The sequence below is a fragment of the Chitinophaga sp. H8 genome, from assembly GCF_040567655.1.
Lineage (GTDB): Bacteria > Bacteroidota > Bacteroidia > Chitinophagales > Chitinophagaceae > Chitinophaga > Chitinophaga defluvii.
The window spans coordinates 1,065,044-1,082,835 of sequence record NZ_JBEXAC010000002.1 but is presented as its reverse complement, the minus strand read 5'-3'; the positions used below and the strand labels follow the sequence as shown (position 1 = coordinate 1,082,835).

The 17,792-nt window shown below is 44.8% G+C and carries 19 protein-coding genes and 1 riboswitch; of the genes, 14 read left to right on the top strand and 5 right to left on the bottom strand.

The window, feature by feature from the left end; genetic code table 11:
- Window positions 1–114 precede the first annotated feature (114 nt).
- Window positions 115–1,374 carry a pyridoxal phosphate-dependent aminotransferase gene (locus tag ABR189_RS18285; protein ID WP_354661910.1) on the bottom strand — a complete coding sequence of 420 codons (1,260 nt, stop codon included), beginning with the start codon at window positions 1,372–1,374 and terminating at the stop codon, window positions 115–117.
- 424 nt (window positions 1,375–1,798) lie between these two features.
- Here ABR189_RS18285 and dnaN point away from each other — a divergent pair, with 424 nt between their 5' ends.
- The 3 genes from dnaN (at window position 1,799) to ABR189_RS18270 (ending at window position 4,739) form a co-directional block, all read left to right on the top strand.
- Entirely contained in the window at window positions 1,799–2,917 is a 1,119-nt protein-coding gene (dnaN, locus tag ABR189_RS18280; RefSeq protein WP_354661909.1) for a DNA polymerase III subunit beta, read from the top strand.
- A gap of 670 nt (window positions 2,918–3,587) precedes the next feature.
- Window positions 3,588–4,427 carry a sterol desaturase family protein gene (locus tag ABR189_RS18275; protein WP_354661908.1) on the top strand — a complete coding sequence of 280 codons (840 nt, stop codon included), beginning with the start codon at window positions 3,588–3,590 and terminating at the stop codon, window positions 4,425–4,427.
- Window positions 4,428–4,487: 60 nt separating this feature from the next.
- Window positions 4,488–4,739 (top strand): hypothetical protein, encoded by a 252-nt coding sequence (locus ABR189_RS18270; RefSeq protein WP_354661907.1) that lies wholly within the window; start codon window positions 4,488–4,490, stop codon window positions 4,737–4,739.
- A 13-nt stretch (window positions 4,740–4,752) separates the two neighbouring features.
- On the opposite strand, the gene ABR189_RS18265 is transcribed toward ABR189_RS18270, so the two are convergent.
- Window positions 4,753–5,211 (bottom strand): lipocalin-like domain-containing protein, encoded by a 459-nt coding sequence (locus ABR189_RS18265; RefSeq protein ID WP_354661906.1) that lies wholly within the window; start codon window positions 5,209–5,211, stop codon window positions 4,753–4,755.
- 405 nt (window positions 5,212–5,616) lie between these two features.
- A riboswitch (TPP riboswitch) is annotated at window positions 5,617–5,720 on the top strand.
- A gap of 52 nt (window positions 5,721–5,772) precedes the next feature.
- Between ABR189_RS18265 and thiS the strand changes: the two genes are divergently transcribed.
- The 7 genes from thiS (at window position 5,773) to thiH (ending at window position 12,275) form a co-directional block, all read left to right on the top strand.
- Window positions 5,773–5,976, top strand: a complete 204-nt coding sequence (gene thiS / locus ABR189_RS18260) for a sulfur carrier protein ThiS (protein WP_354661905.1) — start codon at window positions 5,773–5,775, stop codon at window positions 5,974–5,976.
- Window positions 5,977–6,110: 134 nt separating this feature from the next.
- Entirely contained in the window at window positions 6,111–8,090 is a 1,980-nt protein-coding gene (gene thiC, locus ABR189_RS18255; RefSeq protein WP_435575330.1) for a phosphomethylpyrimidine synthase ThiC, read from the top strand.
- Window positions 8,091–8,237: 147 nt separating this feature from the next.
- Window positions 8,238–8,852, top strand: coding sequence for a thiamine phosphate synthase (locus ABR189_RS18250; protein WP_354661904.1), 615 nt, complete (start codon window positions 8,238–8,240; stop codon window positions 8,850–8,852).
- Window positions 8,825–9,574 (top strand): hydroxymethylpyrimidine/phosphomethylpyrimidine kinase, encoded by a 750-nt coding sequence (locus ABR189_RS18245; protein ID WP_354661903.1) that lies wholly within the window; start codon window positions 8,825–8,827, stop codon window positions 9,572–9,574. The genes ABR189_RS18250 and ABR189_RS18245 overlap by 28 nt, the downstream gene beginning before the upstream one ends.
- Entirely contained in the window at window positions 9,571–10,215 is a 645-nt protein-coding gene (locus tag ABR189_RS18240; RefSeq protein ID WP_354661902.1) for a thiamine phosphate synthase, read from the top strand. Before ABR189_RS18245 ends, ABR189_RS18240 begins: the two co-directional genes overlap by 4 nt.
- The gene (locus ABR189_RS18235) at window positions 10,203–10,976 is read left to right on the top strand and encodes a thiazole synthase (protein ID WP_354661901.1); all 774 of its coding nucleotides are present in this window, start codon (window positions 10,203–10,205) and stop codon (window positions 10,974–10,976) included. The genes ABR189_RS18240 and ABR189_RS18235 overlap by 13 nt, the downstream gene beginning before the upstream one ends.
- Window positions 10,977–11,159: 183 nt before the next feature.
- Window positions 11,160–12,275: a 2-iminoacetate synthase ThiH gene (thiH, locus tag ABR189_RS18230; RefSeq protein ID WP_354661900.1), complete on the top strand. Its 1,116-nt coding sequence runs from the start codon at window positions 11,160–11,162 to the stop codon at window positions 12,273–12,275.
- A gap of 292 nt (window positions 12,276–12,567) precedes the next feature.
- Here the strand turns inward: thiH and ABR189_RS18225 are convergent, their stop codons facing one another.
- Window positions 12,568–13,032, bottom strand: a complete 465-nt coding sequence (locus tag ABR189_RS18225) for a ferritin-like domain-containing protein (RefSeq protein ID WP_354661899.1) — start codon at window positions 13,030–13,032, stop codon at window positions 12,568–12,570.
- Between the two features lie 293 nt (window positions 13,033–13,325).
- Here ABR189_RS18225 and ABR189_RS18220 point away from each other — a divergent pair, with 293 nt between their 5' ends.
- The 3 genes from ABR189_RS18220 to ABR189_RS18210 all read left to right on the top strand — a co-directional run bounded on the left by ABR189_RS18220 (window position 13,326) and on the right by ABR189_RS18210 (window position 15,514).
- A complete protein-coding gene (locus ABR189_RS18220; RefSeq protein ID WP_354661898.1) occupies window positions 13,326–13,481 on the top strand; it encodes a lmo0937 family membrane protein in 156 nt (51 codons plus the stop codon).
- A gap of 283 nt (window positions 13,482–13,764) precedes the next feature.
- Window positions 13,765–14,907 carry an esterase-like activity of phytase family protein gene (locus ABR189_RS18215; protein WP_354661897.1) on the top strand — a complete coding sequence of 381 codons (1,143 nt, stop codon included), beginning with the start codon at window positions 13,765–13,767 and terminating at the stop codon, window positions 14,905–14,907.
- 127 nt (window positions 14,908–15,034) lie between these two features.
- The gene (locus ABR189_RS18210) at window positions 15,035–15,514 is read left to right on the top strand and encodes a copper resistance protein NlpE N-terminal domain-containing protein (RefSeq protein WP_354661896.1); all 480 of its coding nucleotides are present in this window, start codon (window positions 15,035–15,037) and stop codon (window positions 15,512–15,514) included.
- A gap of 166 nt (window positions 15,515–15,680) precedes the next feature.
- Here the strand turns inward: ABR189_RS18210 and ABR189_RS18205 are convergent, their stop codons facing one another.
- Window positions 15,681–16,079: a hypothetical protein gene (locus tag ABR189_RS18205; RefSeq protein WP_354661895.1), complete on the bottom strand. Its 399-nt coding sequence runs from the start codon at window positions 16,077–16,079 to the stop codon at window positions 15,681–15,683.
- 108 nt (window positions 16,080–16,187) lie between these two features.
- Here ABR189_RS18205 and ABR189_RS18200 point away from each other — a divergent pair, with 108 nt between their 5' ends.
- The gene (locus ABR189_RS18200; protein WP_354661894.1) at window positions 16,188–16,859 is read left to right on the top strand and encodes an RNA polymerase sigma factor; all 672 of its coding nucleotides are present in this window, start codon (window positions 16,188–16,190) and stop codon (window positions 16,857–16,859) included.
- Window positions 16,860–16,869: 10 nt separating this feature from the next.
- Here the strand turns inward: ABR189_RS18200 and ABR189_RS18195 are convergent, their stop codons facing one another.
- Window positions 16,870–17,769: a hypothetical protein gene (locus ABR189_RS18195; protein WP_354661893.1), complete on the bottom strand. Its 900-nt coding sequence runs from the start codon at window positions 17,767–17,769 to the stop codon at window positions 16,870–16,872.
- Between the last annotated feature and the right edge of the window lie 23 nt (window positions 17,770–17,792).

The window sequence follows — 17,792 nt, the reverse complement described above, 5'->3', positions numbered from 1 at the left end:
TGCATTCAGCTAAAAGCTGATAGCTAACTGCTAAAAGCTAAAAAAATCCCCGGATGACAGATATAACTGCCGTCCGGGGTGTAATTTATTATGCAACTGTTAAAAACAGGTGTATTATTTCAGTTTTTCCAGTGCTGCCTGTAATTTATCCAGCATAGCAGGAATTTCTTCTTTTACGCAGGTACCTACGCTAAGGCGGTACCAGGGTGAGTTTTTAGCCGCACCAAAAGCATAGAAAGGCACTACTGCCAGTTTAGCTTCATCCAGGATGTAGGAAGTAACCGCAGCCTGATCGTTCAGGACTTTACCATCCGCAGTTTGTTTGCCTGCCAGATCCAGTTTGATGGTCAGGTAGATAGCTGCCTGTGGGGCAATTGCTTCTACTTGATGGCCTGCAGCTTTCAGACGGTCAAAACCTTCATAGATCTTTTGCAGTCTTTCTTCTACTTCACCTTTAAAGTGAACCAGGTATTTATCTACATTTTCTTTCTGCACCAGGTAGCGGGCGGCCGCTTTCTGCTCTGCCATAGGGCTCCAGGCACCTACGTGAGAAAGAATGGATTTCATTTTACCGATCACGTGTGCAGGTCCTAAAGCCCAGCCTACTCTTACGCCGGTAGCAGCAAATGCCTTACTCATACCATCGATAAAAATAGTATAGTTCTTCATTTCCGGACGGAGTGACACCGGGTTGTAGTGGTGTGTCTGGCCAAAAGTAAGTACCCAATACATCTGGTCAAACATAACGTATAAAGGCTTTTCACCTTCGCCACGGCTTTTATTCTCTGCCAGTACCAGGTCGCATATTTCTTCCAGCTGTTGCTTGCCGAAGGCGGTACCGGTAGGGTTCTGCGGAGAACATAATGCCAGCAGGGTAGCACCTTTCAATAAAGGCTTCAGCTCTGCAGCGGTAGGCATAAAGTCATTTTCCGGAGTGGTTTCCAGCACTACGTGCTCTGCTTCGAGGAAGTGGGTGTAGTGGTTATTGTTCCAGGAAGGGGTTGCATATACAATCTTTTCCCCCCTGTCTACAATCGTTCTGTAGGTAGCGTAGATGATAGGACGGCCACCGCAGGAAATCACAATTTCCTTGGCAGGATCATAAGCCAGCCCTTCGCGCTCATCGATAAAATCACCTACTGCTTTTCTTAATTCGGCAATACCATCCGCAGGGGGATAATTGGTATAATGCTCCTTATAGGCAGTTATGATTTCCTGTTCAAATTCAACCGGAATGGGAAATACCTTTGGATCAAAATCTCCAATCGTAAAATTATATATCTTTTCTCCCTTCGCCTGCTTCTCCTTAATCTCACCGGCCAATTTAATAATTTCGGATCCAATCAGAGTTTCGGCTAAATGAGACAGTTTCATAACCAGCAATTTTAAGTTTGAAATAAAATTTTTTCAGCGCCGCAAAAGTAACCGATCTGAACATAAATTAAAAGATATTGGCCATTCTTTTCGTAATATTCAATATTATACTTCTTATTTTAGAATAATCTCAATAAAAGAAAGAAAACTTGTCAGTCCGTCTAACATACCACTTTGGAATAATACCACTACCCGCCACTATTACACGCTAAAAGCCATCCGTTTGATAACAGATGAAATTAGGGGGAATGACAAAACTTTCTATCTTTGTTTGCATTACATTTACAGCAATTTTGTGGGAACCAGGTAGGCCAGCAAGCTTCCATACTTGCGGTTACACTTGATATAAAAATTAAATAACAGCCGTAAACCATACGACAGTGGCTGTTTTCAACGGACTATTGAAAAGACAAATTATATACACATGAAATTTATTGTTTCTTCCTCTACTTTGTTAAAACAATTGCAACAGATCAGCGGTGTTATTAACTCCAATACAGTTTTACCCATATTGGAAGATTTCCTTTTTCTGATTGACAAAAACGAATTGACAGTAGTAGCTACTGACCTGGAAACTGTCATGAGGGTAAAGATGGAGGTAGAAGCCAAAGAAAACGGACGTATCTGTATCCCCGCCAAGATTTTGATGGACTCCCTGAAAAACCTGCCGGATCAGCCGTTGACATTCCACATCGACCTGAATTCGTATGCTGTTGAAATCACTTCCGACAACGGTAAGTACAAAGTAATGGGCGAAAACCCTGAGAATTTCCCCAAAGAACCTACTGCGGATGATACTACTTCCTTCACCATGAAGTCTACCGCACTGGTAACCGCTATTAATAAAACCCTGTTTGCCGTAAGTAACGACGACTTACGCCCTTCTATGACAGGTGTATTTTTCGAAATAGGTCAAAACAGCCTCACCTTCGTAGCTACCGACGCACATCGCCTGGTAAAATACGTAAGACTGGATGTATTATGCCCGCAGGCAGATAGCTTTATCGTACCTAAAAAGCCATTGAGCTTGCTGAAAACAGCCCTGCCGGATAACGACTCTGAAATAAAAGTATCCTACAGCCAGAACCACTTCTTTGTGGCCCATGATGGTGCGCAGATGATCTGCCGTCTTATCGACGCCCGGTTCCCTGACTATAAAGTGGTGATACCAAAAGATAATCCTTACCGCCTCACTGTGGCTAAAAGCGACTTCCAGAACGCGCTGAAAAGAGTAGGCGTGTTTGCCAATAAGAGCACCAACCAGGTAGCTTTAAATATCACCGGCAGCGAACTCCAGCTTTCTGCCCAGGATGTGGACTTCTCCTTTGAAGGTAATGAACGCATGAACTGCCAGTATACCGGTGATGATATGCAAATCGCTTTTAATGCCAAGTTCCTCATCGAAATGCTCAACGCGGCAGAAGGGGACGAAGTAAGCATCGAACTCGCTACCTCCACAAAAGCAGGTATCCTCAGACCTTCCGAAAAAGAAGAAAACGAAGACCTGTTAATGCTGGTGATGCCGTTGATGCTGAATAACTAAACTAGCTGTTAGCCTTTAGCAGTTAGCTTTTAGCTGATTAAAGCGAAGAGAAGCAGCTGTTGGCTGATTGAAGCGATGTTATTAGTTATTATTAAGTTATCCACTGCTTATTTATTATATATTGTCAGCCATTCACCGGGAGTTACCGGAACCAAGGCTAAAAGCCTTTAGCTAATAACTCCTTTAATATATTTAAAAGATAAATTATTCTTTTTATACATAAAGCAATCTCTCCCAAAGAGGTTGCTTTTTTCTTTACCAGTAAGGGAAAGAGGGCTTTTTTTATTGCCTGAAAAGACGTAATTTTTCAAAAGAAAGACAAAGATAGCCTTCCTGAAAAAAGGAATGAATATTAGAAAATCCAGGTTTGTAACTCAAAATAACAAGCAAGTAATAGGACAGTAACATACAGCAAGAAAGGACAGTACATTTAGTTAAGTAATATTCAGCTCATAGCGCATGGCTATCAGCTCACAGCCCGTTAATCATCTTCCTAAGACAAAACACAATCAGCTAATAGCTAACTGCTAAAGACTAATAGCTGTTTTAATAACACAATCAGCTAATAGCTAACTGCTAAAAGCTAATAGCTATTTTAATAACACAATCAGCTCGAAGCTAGTCGCTCGGAGCTCGCAGCTAGTTAAATCAGCTAATAGCATGTATATATATGGTTGAATTTTTCGAACATATTCCCTCGTATTACCGCACGATCATTTTAGTGGCGGGATTGCTCCTGTTATGGATCATAGAAGGCGTTATTCCCAGGTTCCGCTTTAAAGGTAATCGTTACCATCATGCAGGTACCAACCTGTTTTTTACGTTCACTACGGCGGCAGTCAACCTGGGCTTTGCCTTTCTGATCGTAAAAGCAAGTGAGTGGACTACGGAGCAGCATTTCGGGTTATTGTACCTGGTAACGCTGCCGCTATGGCTCCATGCTATCCTCGCTATCCTGATGCTGGATTTTATCGGGGCTTACCTCATCCATCTGGTGCAGCATAAAATAGCATGGCTATGGCATTATCATAAGATCCATCATATTGATACTGCTATAGATGCTACCACCGCATTACGTCATCATCCGGTGGAAAGTGTTTTCCGGGTAATTGCATTATTTGTAGCGATTATAACCATGGGAGTGCCTATCTGGATGGTCATGATTTATCAAACGATATCTGCACTTATGTCGCAGTTCAATCATGCCAATATCAAACTACCGGGATGGCTGGACCAGGCGCTGAGCTGGGTAATCGTTTCGCCCGATATGCACAAGGTACATCACAGCAGGTATCAGCCGGAAACGGACTCCAACTATGCGAATATCTTTTCCATCTGGGACCGCCTATGTAGTACATTCAGGAAAGTGCCGGATACTACCCGTATCCAATATGGACTGGATGAATACCAGGCCCCCCGTTATCAGGAAATAGGTCCCTTACTGAAAGTGCCCTGGGAAAAGCTGGAAGACTGGCAGCCGGAACAAACGGTGGCTTCCAAGGAATCCTGAATGAAGTATCCCTGTATAAAACATGAAAGTTTATTTCCTTAAACCTATAAATCAACAAATATGCAACAACAAACAACATTAGCACGAGTAGCCTGCATAGCATCCCTGTGTGTAGGAATACTGGCTGCTATTTTCTCTTTCGTGGCAAAATCCGCCGCTGCCATTACCGTTTTTGGTGCGCTGGCACTTGGACTGGGTATTGTTTCCCTGATTATGGGACGTAAAAGCATTGATGATATGCAAATGGCCACTGCAGGGATTTTCATGGCTATTGTGGCCTGCCTGATGGGAATATGGCACTTGTATAATTAAGGGACACGCGGATTTATCTGCCACCCTTTTTGTCTGGCTGCCTGGTATATTTTTCACGGTAACCCTCAGCAGCATTTACCGGAAACAATACCAGCGTGCTGTCTGTTAATTCCTTTATTAATGCGGTATCAATAATGGTGGTCGTATCTTTTACACCTTCCGAATGGTTCCACAATAATAAGGTATCGTGCTGCAAGGCCCATTTCTCATACACCAGTGTATACATGTTAATGGAGCGGGCTGTGCCATCCTTTCTCAGGTGAAACCCCTGCATTTCCTTATCCACACCCGGTACGGGTTGTATCCATCTCCCTATGATCTTATCTGCACTGAATAACAGTGTATCTGCAGTAGCGGTAGTGCTGTCTGTTATAGCAACACTACTGCTATCTGCTGCTTTTATCAGACTGCTGTCTGCCAACTCCTCCGTATCCGTTTTGGGCGAACGGTTACCTTCCTGACATGCCATCATACCTGCTAGCATGACGAATATAACAATGCGGTTAATCATGAATGTAATGTGCAAATTAATAATGTGCAAACAAGCATACCTGCTTTAGTAAAAATCATGGATATGCTATTTTGTTTATTTCCTTTGGCTAATGACCAATCGCTATTCTCTGCTGTGAAGATATACAAATATGCTGATTGATGACAGTCCCTCCTGTACTGTACCTGATACTACACGTAAATATCAACAGCATCCTCACTATACTAACATAAATGCCCGTTTGCACTACACCCAATACCACACGCCAATATCAACAGCATCCACGCAATGCTGATTTGCCAACGAATGAAGCCCCCCCGATACCGCTGCTCATCCTCATTCCCACAATTCTAATTTGAACATTAAAAATTAGTATGTACTTTTACAACTTCACTTTAGGGGTGTTTCCCGGTGCAAGCCGCGAAGCTGAGATGATACCCTCAGTACCTGAAGCAGTTCATACTGCCGTAGGGAAAAGTAACTGAACGCTCTCATCTATTCACATCCTTAAAGTTTATTGTTTCACTTAAAACTCCTGTAATCATGGAAGTGCTTGTAAACAATAAACTTTATGCGGTGCAGCCAGGTATAACCATTGCTGCCCTCTTACAGTTTATTCAACTATCTGCCCAAAAAGGCATTGCAGTGGCTGTTAACAGCCAGGTGGTGCCCAAAACCTACTGGGAACAACAATCCTTACATCCGGCAGACAACATCACCATTATCCGCGCTACACAAGGCGGATAATCCAATGATGCCGGTTTTCAACTATTCATTATTCCTGTCTGGTATAGATCATCCAGTGCTGTAGCTGTGCCCTGTTGTGGTGCATGCCTGGTATAATAGCTTTCCACAGGAATACTGAAAACATATTCACGTGTATGCTATCGCGTTACAAACGCGGTAATCGTCGCCGTGCGCATATGGATGAATGCCGCCAGAACCAGCGCCTGCTTCATTATTATTTATTTAATCTTTTCAAACAACCATCTCTCATGAATAATAAGCTCCCAACCGAAAGTTCTATCAGCCGCACACCTTTTCCGGCTTCCAATAAGATTTATGTAAGAGGACACCTGCATCCCGTAAACGTAGCTATGCGGGAAGTAACGCTAAGCCACACACGTATACATGGTAAAAATGGGGAAGAGGTGCCCAATCCGGCAGTAGTACTCTACGATACCAGCGGGCCTTATACAGATCCCCAGGTCAATATCGATGTTACCAAAGGCTTGCCCAGACTGCGGGAAAACTGGATCCTTGAACGGGGAGATGTGGAACGCCTCCCGGACTTTTCAAGTGAATTTGTTCGTGACCTGACACAACAGGAGGATGCTTTATCCTTTAAATATGGTGGCCATACCCCCCTCTGTGCAAAAAAAGGTAGCAACGTATCGCAAATGTATTATGCCAAAAGAGGGATCATCACTCCCGAAATGGAATACATCGCCATCCGGGAAAACCAATGCGCAGAAAAATACTTTGAGGCCAATAACCCGCTATGGCACCAGCATAAAGGCAATAGCTTTGGAGCCAACACACCGGTAAAATTCATTACACCGGAATTTGTACGCCAGGAGGTAGCTGCTGGCAGGGCTATCATCCCTGCTAATATCAATCACCCCGAAAGTGAACCCATGATCATTGGCCGCAACTTCCTCGTAAAAATAAATGCCAACATCGGTAACTCTGCGGTAAGCTCCGGTATTGAAGAAGAAGTGGAAAAAGCCGTATGGTCATGCCGATGGGGCGCTGATACCATCATGGACCTCAGCACCGGAAAAAATATTCATGCTACCCGCGAATGGATCATCCGCAATTCTCCTGTTCCCATCGGCACTGTACCTATCTACCAGGCACTGGAAAAAGTAAATGGTAAAGCGGAAAACCTCACCTGGGAAATCTTCCGGGATACGCTGATAGAACAGGCCGAACAAGGGGTAGATTATTTTACCATCCATGCGGGCGTACTGCTCCGGTATATTCCGCTTACGGCTAAACGTACCACCGGGATTGTTTCCCGAGGGGGCTCCATCATGGCCAAATGGTGCCTGGCACATCACCGGGAAAATTTCCTGTATACCCACTTCGAAGAAATCTGTGAGATCATGAAAGCCTATGACGTTTCCTTCTCCCTGGGTGATGGCCTCCGCCCTGGTTGTATTGCTGATGCCAATGATGCGGCACAGTTTGCCGAACTGGAAACCCTTGGCGAACTCACCAAAATAGCCTGGAAACATGATGTACAGGTGATGATAGAAGGCCCCGGACACGTGCCCATGCAACTGATTAAGGAAAATATGGTGAAGCAACTGGAACATTGCGATGAAGCGCCTTTCTATACCCTCGGTCCTTTAACTACCGACATCGCCCCCGGCTATGATCATATCACTTCTGCTATCGGCGCCGCCATGATCGGCTGGTTTGGTACGGCTATGCTTTGTTATGTAACGCCGAAGGAACACCTGGGCCTGCCCAATAAAGAAGATGTACGCCAAGGGGTAATCACTTACAAGATCGCCGCCCATGCTGCCGATCTGGCTAAAGGCCACCCAGGTGCCCAACACCGCGACAACGCACTCAGCAAAGCCCGGTTCGAATTCCGCTGGCAGGATCAGTTCAACCTCTCCCTGGACCCGGAAACAGCATTGACCTATCATGATGAAACATTGCCGGCGGAAGGGGCCAAGATTGCCCACTTCTGCTCTATGTGCGGACCACACTTCTGTTCCATGAAAATCACCCAGGAAGTGCGCGACTTTGCTGCACAACAAGGGCTACAGGAAGAAGAGGCATTCGCTGCAGGCATGCAGGAAAAATCTAACACTTTCGCCCAGCAGGGAGGGGAAATATATTTATAGCTGTTAGCTGTTGGCTATTAGCTTTTAGCTGATCCAAGCGGATAACATATTATTTGCTAATAGCTAACCACTCTTTATTCAACAGCTAAAAAATCTTTATTCATTCGCTCCAATAGCTAAAAGCTAATAGCTAACAGCTCAAAAAAAATGGTTTCCATCATCACATCTCCGGAACGTATACACGAAGAACCAAAAATCCTTCGTGAACTGCTACAGGCTGGTGCCGGTAGCATCCTGCTGCGTAAACCAGGATGGTCCGTGCAGGAATATGCTGCTCTGCTCGATAGTATAGACCCGGACTGTTATCCAGGAATCCGCATCAGCCAGTATCCGGAGCTGTGCAGCAAATATGGGCTGGGTGGCGTGCATGTTGGTGAAACGGTCAGAGCAACACTTACCTCCCGGCAAATGGAATATTTTAACCGGCAGCACTGGCATACCAGCACCAGCATACACACCCCTGCTATGATACCGGTACTGGGAAATATCTGGGATACATTATTACTGGGACCGGTGTTTAACAGCATTTCAAAACCCGGCTATAGCAGCCGAATAAAGGCAGATACCCGGCTGGATAAAACAGGGAGTACTGCCAGGATCATTGCACTGGGAGGAGTAGACCATACCAACGTTCACCTGCTCCGGCAAATGCATTTTGATGGGGCAGCATTACTGGGCGCTATCTGGCAACAACCAGCCAGGGCTATTATTAACTATCACCGCATTCAGGCAATATGGAATCACTACGCGCTTGTACCTTAACACTGGCAGGACTGGACCCCAGCGGGGGAGCCGGTTTGCTGGCAGATATCAAAACTTTTGAAGCCCATAAAGTGTACGGACTCAGCGTTTGTACTGCGCTTACCGTACAAACAGATCAGCGCTTTTTATCTGCCGAGTGGACCTCCGTAGCCCAAATAAAAGCACAGGTCACACCATTGCTGGAACGATTCCCTGTTCAGGTTTGCAAAATAGGAATCATGCCCGGCGTATCTGCCCTGCTGGAAATCATTGAGCACCTGCAACAACTGACACCAGATATCCGTATTGTGCTGGACCCGGTACTGAAAGCCTCTGCAGGTTATACCTTCCATCAGGAGATCGAACAGCAAACCTGGCAACAGGTGCTGGAAAATATATACCTGCTCACCCCCAATTATCACGAAGCACTATTGCTGAGCGGAGAAACAAACGGGGCCACGGCGGCAGAAAAATTATCCCGCCACTGTGCCGTATTGATGAAAGGAGGGCATCACCCGGATAAAAACGGTTGGGATACGCTCTATGCCAATGGCAGCCAACAAGACATTCCGCCTATCACGCCAGCGGTATATCCCAAACATGGGTCGGGATGTGTATTATCTGCTGCTATTACGGCACAGCTGGCCCTGGGCCAACCACTCTTTGAGGCATGTGTGCAGGGGAAAGCATACACAGAGAAATTTCTATCAAGTCATTCATCATTAATAGGCTATCACTCATGATCAGTACACTGCATTATATATCACAATCTTCCCCCGCAGCTTCACACGCGGAGAACATACAGGCAGCATGTGATGCGGGATGTAACTGGATACAGCTGCGCATAAAACAAACTACAGAAACAGCCATCCTGCCCATTGCCTTCCGCGTAAAAAAAATATGCGAACAATATGACGCCACGCTTATTATTAATGACTACCCCTCCGTAGCAGTAGCCGTAGGGGCGGCGGGTGTTCACGTAGGCAAAAATGATATGACAGTGGCGGAGGCTCGCCGCATCACCGGACCAGACATGATCATTGGTGGCACTGCCAACACCACTGCCGACATCTTACAGCATGTACAGGATGGGGCCAGCTACGTAGGTCTGGGGCCCTTCCGCTTTACAACTACCAAACAAAATCTCAGTCCTATACTCGGCCTGGGGGGATACCTGGCTATTATGGAGCAATTACGGCAACAGGAAATCGCTGTTCCGGTCATCGCCATTGGCGGTATCCTCCTGCCCGACATTGCCACGATTAAACAAACAGGTGTACATGGTATAGCCGCAAGCGGACTGGTAACCCACGCCACTGATAAAACACTGACCGTAAAACAGATTTTTGAACAACTAAATCAACCTGCCATATGCAACCATTAATGATAGCCGGGCGGCAATTCAATTCCCGCCTGTTTACCGGTACCGGCAAATTTGCTGCTGCCAGCATCATGGAAGCTGCCCTGCTGGCTTCCGGTAGCGAGCTGGTAACTGTAGCCCTGAAAAGGGTAGATATGCATAATAAAGCGGATGATATGCTGCAACACCTGGCACATCCACAGCTGCACCTGCTACCCAATACCTCCGGGGTGCGCACGGCAAAAGAAGCAGTATATGCTGCCCAACTGGCAAGAGAAGCCCTGGAAACCAACTGGATAAAACTAGAAATCCATCCTGATCCCCGCTACCTGATGCCCGATCCGGTAGAAACCCTCCTGGCTGCGGAACAATTAGTGAAACTGGGCTTTGTGGTATTACCCTATATACATGCTGACCCTGTGCTGTGCAAACGCCTGGAGCAGGTAGGTACGGCGGCGGTAATGCCCCTGGGTGCTCCCATTGGCAGCAACAAAGGATTAAAAACATTCGATTTCCTGGAAATCATTATTGAACAAAGCAATATACCGGTAGTCATAGATGCGGGTATCGGCAGCCCCTCAGATGCGGCAAAAGCTATGGAGATGGGCGCAGATGCCGTGCTGGTGAATACTGCCATCGCAGTATCCAGCGACCCCGTAAATATGGCTATTGCTTTTAAACAAGGGGTAGAGGCAGGCCGTCGGGCCTATGAGGCCGGACTGGGAAAAATAAGCACCCAGGCGGCTGCATCCAGTCCGTTAGTGGCATTTTTAGAGGAGCTATGAGTAGAACTTCAAGCTGCTAGCTACTAGCTTCGAGCGATTGAAGCGGAGCAAAAAAGCCACAACGAATTACCATCCCTTGCTAAAATTAGCTGGCAGCTCGTAACTCATCACCCACAATTATAAACATCCGCTCCGGACAGCTCATAGCTCATAGCTAGCAGCTCGAAGCTCTAAAAAAAACACATGTCCTACAAACACATATTTGAGCAATACAACTGGGAAGACGTAAAGTCATCCATCTATGCTAAAACAGCCAAAGAGGTAGAACTGGCATTGGGCAACAGCAAGCGTACCCTGGAGGATTTCAAAGCATTGATTTCCCCGGCTGCTGCTCCTTACCTGGAACAGATGGCACAGCTCAGCCGGCAATTAACATTACAGCGATTTGGTAATACCATCCAGCTGTATATACCGCTGTACCTGTCCAATGAATGCCAGAACATATGCACCTACTGCGGATTTAGCCTGGATAATAAAATTCCCCGGAGAACGCTGAATGGGGCAGAGATCCTGCAGGAAATACACGTGATCAAACAAATGGGATATGACCATGTATTGCTGGTTACGGGAGAAGCTGCCCAAACAGTAGGGGTGGATTATCTTGAAAAGGCCATGGCACTGATAAAACCGCATTTTTCCAACATCTCTATGGAGGTACAGCCCCTGGATGAGGCAGATTATCGCCGCTTGATTCCCCATGGACTACATACCGTACTGGTATACCAGGAAACCTATCACCGGGAGGATTATAAAAAACATCATCCCAAAGGCAGGAAGTCCAACTTTGAATACCGCCTGGAAACGCCCGACCGGCTGGGCAGTGCAGGTATCCATAAAATTGGACTGGGGGTGTTGATCGGACTGGAAGACTGGCGGACGGATAGTTTTTTCACGGCTCATCACCTGGAATACCTGGAAAAAAGGTATTGGCAAACACGCTATAGTATTTCTTTTCCCCGGTTACGTCCCTTTTCGGGAGGTCTTGCTCCCAAGGTGGAAATGAACAACCGGGAACTGGTACAGCTGATCTGCGCTTACCGTTTGCTAAATGGAGAAATAGAACTCAGCATCTCTACGCGCGAACAGGAAAAATTCCGGGACCATATTGTGCAACTGGGTATTACCTCTATGAGTGCAGGCTCCAGAACTAATCCGGGTGGTTATGCTGCGGCGCCCCAATCATTGGAACAGTTTGAGATCTCAGATGAAAGAAGCCCCGCTGCCATTGCTGCCATGATACGCCGGCAAGGATATGAACCGGTATGGAAAGATTGGGATCATGCATTTATATCTTCATAAAAAAAGGTTGTTTCCCTGTAAGTGGAAACAACCCCTTTGTACCAAAATCCAATAATTTAGCTGCTTATAGAAATAAACCGCGCTATAAACCATATGAAAAAATCCGTTGAGTAAACGAATATAAGCAGGGCAACTGTCAACAGTAGCATCTGCTACTAATATGAACAAAAAGAACAGCCTCACCATACCTGCACAAAACGTATAAAATAAGATGCCCTACCCGGTCAACGAGTAGGACACCACTTTTATAATCTCTCCATGGCTGCGTAAGGATACTACCTGTAGTATTACCCTAGTGGCTCACCTTTTCCACATCCCGGTAAGTTTTGATCGTATCATGCGAATTTTTAAGCGTGCTTTGCTGCGTAGCGATCAATTCCCGGATACCATACGGCATAGGAGTATCGCTCTTCAATGCTTCCCGGTATGCCTGTTGCGCTGCATCTTCTCCATATTCACAGGCAGATAAAATAGACTGCCGGTCACTACCCGTAAAAGTAGCCTTCACATCCATCCAGGTACGGTACAGTTTTCCGGAAACAGTTGTACCTGTTTCTCCTGTTCCACCCAATTGACCAATCTGTGCATTCAACTGGCTCGCAAACGCCTGACTATCGTCTATCATACGATTAAACAACGCCTTGAGATCGGCATCCTTCGTCTGATCTACTGCCTTACGGTAACCTTCAATACGGTCATTATTAATTTGTACCAGATCACCTAATAGTTCAATGATTTTTTCTTGCTGATTTTCCATGGTTTCAATTTTTTTATGTGATTAAATAAGATGGGTGTAACGATATATTTACTTTTCCAACCTGCCTGATTTCGCGTTATAAATATTACTTCAAAAATGCGACCATCTGCCCAAACGGCTGTTATCACTGCATTTCCACAACATGGGTATCCTTTTTTCCTGTCCTGTTTTTTCACATATAGGGGAATAGCTTCCCCAAAAAACCTGCTCTGTTCAACCATAATAGCTGTAAACAAATGCTTTGAAAATTGGCACAGATTTTTTACGGGTATTATCAAACAAATTATTCGGATATGAACAGTTTATTGTATTTAATCGCGGTAATCCTCATCATCGGATGGGTACTTGGTTTCTTTGTTTATTCTGCCGGTGGCCTGATACATGCCTTGCTTGTATTAGCTATCATTGCTATACTTGTAAACATTATAAGAGGCAGATCTCCGCTTTAACTGAGATCATAGTCATCCAACATTGCATGATATATAACAAAACAGTACCTCCGCCCGCCAGATATTACCTGGCACTCTACTATCTATTGATGGCGGCAACGCATCCATAAAACCTGCCGGCAGATAAAGAGGCACTGGCAGCGTTGCCGCCAATAAGCTACCCTCCATTAAAATGCTTTCTGTTATCTGCTCATATTGCGTTTATGTAAACACTGCTATCCACACCCTTCCGGCACAAACAATTTAATTATCTTTGAGCGCCTGAAACAATTGCAGCATTATCATGAGAATTTATTGGTTTCTGCCCGCCATATTGTGTATTATCAGCTGTTCTGCAACCCGCAAAGCATCGCAGCAGCAAACAGCTGCTCCCACTCAGCTCAGATACATCGGACAATACATTGTACCACATAATATGCCCTATCAGGGTACCCTAGTGGGTGGGCTCTCCGGTATCGATTATGATGAAAAACAAGAACAATATTATCTCATCTGTGATGACCGCTCTGAACGTAACCCCGCCAGATATTACACTGCAAAACTCCATTTCTCTGCTACCCGCTTCGATAGCGTTCAGTTTACTGCAGTTACCACTTTAAGGCAATCCAACGGGCAACCTTTTCCAAGTAATAAAATCAATCCCATGCTGGCACCTGATCCAGAAGCGATGCGCATCAATCCGAAAACAGGTACCCTGGTATGGAGCAGCGAAGGCGAACGCATCGTCAATGAAAAAGATACCATCCTGCATAATCCTGCCGTTTATGAAATCAGCCAATCCGGTGCAATAAAAGATTCCTTTGCACTACCTCCTGTATTCCGCATGCAGGCATCCGCAAAAGGGGCACGCCGCAACGGTGCTTTTGAAGGCTTAGGATTTACTCCTGATGCCAGATATCTGTACGTAAGTATGGAAGAACCACTGTATGAGGATGGCCCCAGGGCTGACCTTACAGATAATAACGCCTTTGTCCGTATCATTAAGTTTGATGCAACTACCCGGCAACCAGTTGGCCAATACGCTTATAAACTGGCTCCGGTGGCCCAGCCTGCTACTCCTCCAGATGGCTTTAAAATAAACGGTATCTCTGATATTCTGGTGCTGTCAGCGAAGCAACTATTAACCCTCGAAAGATCTTTCTCCACCGGTGCCAGGAATTGTACTATCCGGCTGTTCCTTACTAACCTGGAAAATGCTACCGATATCAGCCAGTTTACTGCCCTTCAAACGCAAACAGCTTTCACACCTGCCAGCAAAACACTGCTTTTTAATTTTGACAGTCTGAACAAATACATTGACAATATAGAAGGTGTTACTTTTGGCCCCTCTCTGCCTAACGGGCACCGCACCCTGATATTTGTTGCAGATAATAACTTTTCTGATAAAGAAGAATCCCAGTTCTTTTTGTTTGAGGTAATACCTTAACAATATTAATTTTATAAGTAATCCTCAAAATCTCATAACTTTTAGGGCGGGTCAGGTGTTGTATAACTAACCATAGTTGCACTACAAAGAAAAGCCATCATTTTTCACAACATCTAAAAGTTTGATCATGTACCCCTTATGTCAGTTGTTGATACTTTTTGTTCTGTTATTCAGCATTACTTCCTGCCAGCAAAAATTAGCGAATACAACCACCACTGAAGACAGTACACATACCGCTTCCAATACAGCAGATAAAAGCTGGGTAAGCTATAGCGGCACTTTACCCTGTGCAGATTGTAATGGTATAGTAACTGTACTGTCGTTATATCAGCCTGCTGGCCCAAACGCAGACTTACTCTTCAAACTGGAAGAAACATATAAGGGTATGCAGTCAGGTAAGGATGTTACCCTTCATAGTGAAGGGAGTTATGGTATTTTACAAGGTATCACTGCCACACCCAATATCTCCATTATTCAACTCAACCCGGAAAAAGACAAAGCCCTGCAACGTTTCTTTCAACGTATCAACAACAATGAACTCAAAATGCTGGACAAAGATGGGAAAGCATTTGCAGGCGACCTCAATTACAGTTTATTTCACAAGTAGTAAAATCATTAAAACAGTAAAACTTCGCGATACGCAATTTTATTGCGTAGCTGACTGCTACCTTTCATTGGCAACATTGCAATGATATCGAAATTACTTTATGTAAGGTAAAGCAAGATCATCTGCATCGGATAACAAGTGGCTATCCGATGCAAATGATTTATGCTTATGCCGGCTTACCGGCACCGGTTACTTCAGTGAGCTTAGCTAACACATAAGCACTGATAGCCATTACCAGGTCACGTACTGCCACATCAAGATGGCTACCTCCCAGAATCAGGCTGAGTGCAATTAAAACCAGCCAGGCAGATACTATATATGCTCCAATCTTTGTTTGGGTAAGTACCATAATACCCGCAATAATCTCTACCACGCCCACAATCATCATAAATATACTGGCATCAAAAGGAAGAGCATTGGCAACCGTCGGATTCAAATAATCTTTCCACTGGGTAAGCAAATTCAAGAACTTGTCCGCCCCGGCAACAATAGGTACTAATCCAAATGTGTACTTAAGGATCTGCCAAAGTCGCTGGATTTCAGGTTGTTGATTCAATGTGGTCATAATTGATTTGTTTAGGTGATGCCTATTTGATGCCAAATACACCATTTGGTTACAAAAACCTGTAACTTTCTATGCCAATATGTATCTAATGACTAAAACAGGTACTAAATGGAAGCTTTAAAGACCAAAAGCGACGAGTCCTCTAAGATGCCAGACAATACGGTCGTAAAACGTATCCTGAGCGGTGAAAAAGAACTATTCGAGATTTTACTCCGGCGCTATAATCAAACATTATACAGAGCCATCAGAAGTTATCTGAAAGAGGAGGAGGATATCAATGATGTCATGCAGGATACCTACCTTAAAGCCTATGAGAAACTACAACAATACCAGGGCGCTGCTGCATTCTCTACCTGGCTGATCAGAATAGGTATTAATGAAGCCCTGTTACGTATCAGAAACTCCAGGAAGCATCAGATGCTTTATACTGAACCTACCAGTCATACTTCCGAAAAGATTTTTCAGCTCTCAGATTATCATCAGATGAATCCCGAAAAACAAGCCATCCAGCAGGAAATACGCCGGTTAATTGAAAGGTCCATTGACCAGTTATCAGACAAATACCGGGTGATCTATGTTTTAAAGGAAGTAGAAGGTATGGAAAACAGTGACATTGCCGCCTGCCTGGGTATCAGCGACAGCAATGTCAAAGTTCGTCTCCACCGGGCTAAAAACCTGTTGAAGGATGCCCTTTACAAACAAGCTGCCAGTAAGGATATTTTTGAATTTGGTAACCAGCGTTGCGATCTCCTGGTAGATAATGTAATGAAACGTATATAACAGGGATAACTTAAAATGGTACTTCTACATCCAGCCCATCCCAGCCGTCTTCCAGGCTTACCTTAAATGAAAGATTAGGATTTGAGAAAGCAGTCTCAAATATCTTTCCTGTGAGCACCGTTTTCTTGTTGGGATAACACCGGATATTATTGATTGCTTTTTCTTTCTGCAATATATTAGCAGCATCATAACACCGTATCGTAACATTAAATGGCGTGGTAGTGTTTAAAATAAACGCTTCATATTTCTTACTGCTTACCTTGGCCGCTTCCAAGCCCTCCTGGCCGGGACCTGTATTATCATTGTCAATATTATAATAGACCGGCTGATTACTCACGGTTACCTCCAGCTTATGAGCAGTGGTAGCATCTGCAATATTCACCTCCAGCTTCCCCACATTACGTACCAGGGTCACATCTGATATCACACTATCCTTATTCAGATTAAATTTCAGCTTACGGATAAAGGTTTCCGGGCAATAAGGAATACCGGCTGCTCCCTGCCGGTACCGGATGATGGTTGCAGTCAGCGGCTTCTTAGGCCAGTCATTCAGCCCTTTATGTTCTTCATTAAATTGCAGGCTCTTGGGAGTGCCCAGTATAAATGCAGTATACGATCCCGGCAAAAGAGAATCTGTAATAAGTCCAAAATCTAGCTCCTGGGTTTTATATTGTACCCTTCTGCTCACCTCTTCGCCGGAAGCATTGAATACAAGATAGTACAGATAGGAAATGTAATCCTTTAGAGAGTCTGTAGCACTTACTTTAGCCTGACTGTTTTTCAAATTCATTACCTCCTGGTTAAAGCCGCTGATATTCAGTTGAAGATGCTTCTTGTCAACTTGGTTTCCGGGGGCTTTGTCAGTGGTCAGGTCTTTTTTACAGGAGAGGAGGGTTAACGTACATAGCATGTACCTAAAGAATGATCTTTGCA

What these genes read in the sequence shown, in the direction of transcription:
- ABR189_RS18285 (WP_354661910.1), bottom strand. Translation starts at nt 1,374, where the DNA reads ATGAAACTGTCTCATTTAGCCGAAACTCTGATTGGATCCGAAATTATT.
- dnaN (WP_354661909.1), top strand. Translation starts at nt 1,799, where the DNA reads ATGAAATTTATTGTTTCTTCCTCTACTTTGTTAAAACAATTGCAACAG.
- ABR189_RS18275 (WP_354661908.1), top strand. Translation starts at nt 3,588, where the DNA reads ATGGTTGAATTTTTCGAACATATTCCCTCGTATTACCGCACGATCATT.
- ABR189_RS18270 (WP_354661907.1), top strand. Translation starts at nt 4,488, where the DNA reads ATGCAACAACAAACAACATTAGCACGAGTAGCCTGCATAGCATCCCTG.
- ABR189_RS18265 (WP_354661906.1), bottom strand. Translation starts at nt 5,211, where the DNA reads ATGATGGCATGTCAGGAAGGTAACCGTTCGCCCAAAACGGATACGGAG.
- thiS (WP_354661905.1), top strand. Translation starts at nt 5,773, where the DNA reads ATGGAAGTGCTTGTAAACAATAAACTTTATGCGGTGCAGCCAGGTATA.
- thiC (WP_435575330.1), top strand. Translation starts at nt 6,111, where the DNA reads ATGCTATCGCGTTACAAACGCGGTAATCGTCGCCGTGCGCATATGGAT.
- ABR189_RS18250 (WP_354661904.1), top strand. Translation starts at nt 8,238, where the DNA reads ATGGTTTCCATCATCACATCTCCGGAACGTATACACGAAGAACCAAAA.
- ABR189_RS18245 (WP_354661903.1), top strand. Translation starts at nt 8,825, where the DNA reads ATGGAATCACTACGCGCTTGTACCTTAACACTGGCAGGACTGGACCCC.
- ABR189_RS18240 (WP_354661902.1), top strand. Translation starts at nt 9,571, where the DNA reads ATGATCAGTACACTGCATTATATATCACAATCTTCCCCCGCAGCTTCA.
- ABR189_RS18235 (WP_354661901.1), top strand. Translation starts at nt 10,203, where the DNA reads ATGCAACCATTAATGATAGCCGGGCGGCAATTCAATTCCCGCCTGTTT.
- thiH (WP_354661900.1), top strand. Translation starts at nt 11,160, where the DNA reads ATGTCCTACAAACACATATTTGAGCAATACAACTGGGAAGACGTAAAG.
- ABR189_RS18225 (WP_354661899.1), bottom strand. Translation starts at nt 13,032, where the DNA reads ATGGAAAATCAGCAAGAAAAAATCATTGAACTATTAGGTGATCTGGTA.
- ABR189_RS18220 (WP_354661898.1), top strand. Translation starts at nt 13,326, where the DNA reads ATGAACAGTTTATTGTATTTAATCGCGGTAATCCTCATCATCGGATGG.
- ABR189_RS18215 (WP_354661897.1), top strand. Translation starts at nt 13,765, where the DNA reads ATGAGAATTTATTGGTTTCTGCCCGCCATATTGTGTATTATCAGCTGT.
- ABR189_RS18210 (WP_354661896.1), top strand. Translation starts at nt 15,035, where the DNA reads ATGTACCCCTTATGTCAGTTGTTGATACTTTTTGTTCTGTTATTCAGC.
- ABR189_RS18205 (WP_354661895.1), bottom strand. Translation starts at nt 16,079, where the DNA reads ATGACCACATTGAATCAACAACCTGAAATCCAGCGACTTTGGCAGATC.
- ABR189_RS18200 (WP_354661894.1), top strand. Translation starts at nt 16,188, where the DNA reads ATGGAAGCTTTAAAGACCAAAAGCGACGAGTCCTCTAAGATGCCAGAC.
- ABR189_RS18195 (WP_354661893.1), bottom strand. Translation starts at nt 17,769, where the DNA reads ATGCTATGTACGTTAACCCTCCTCTCCTGTAAAAAAGACCTGACCACT.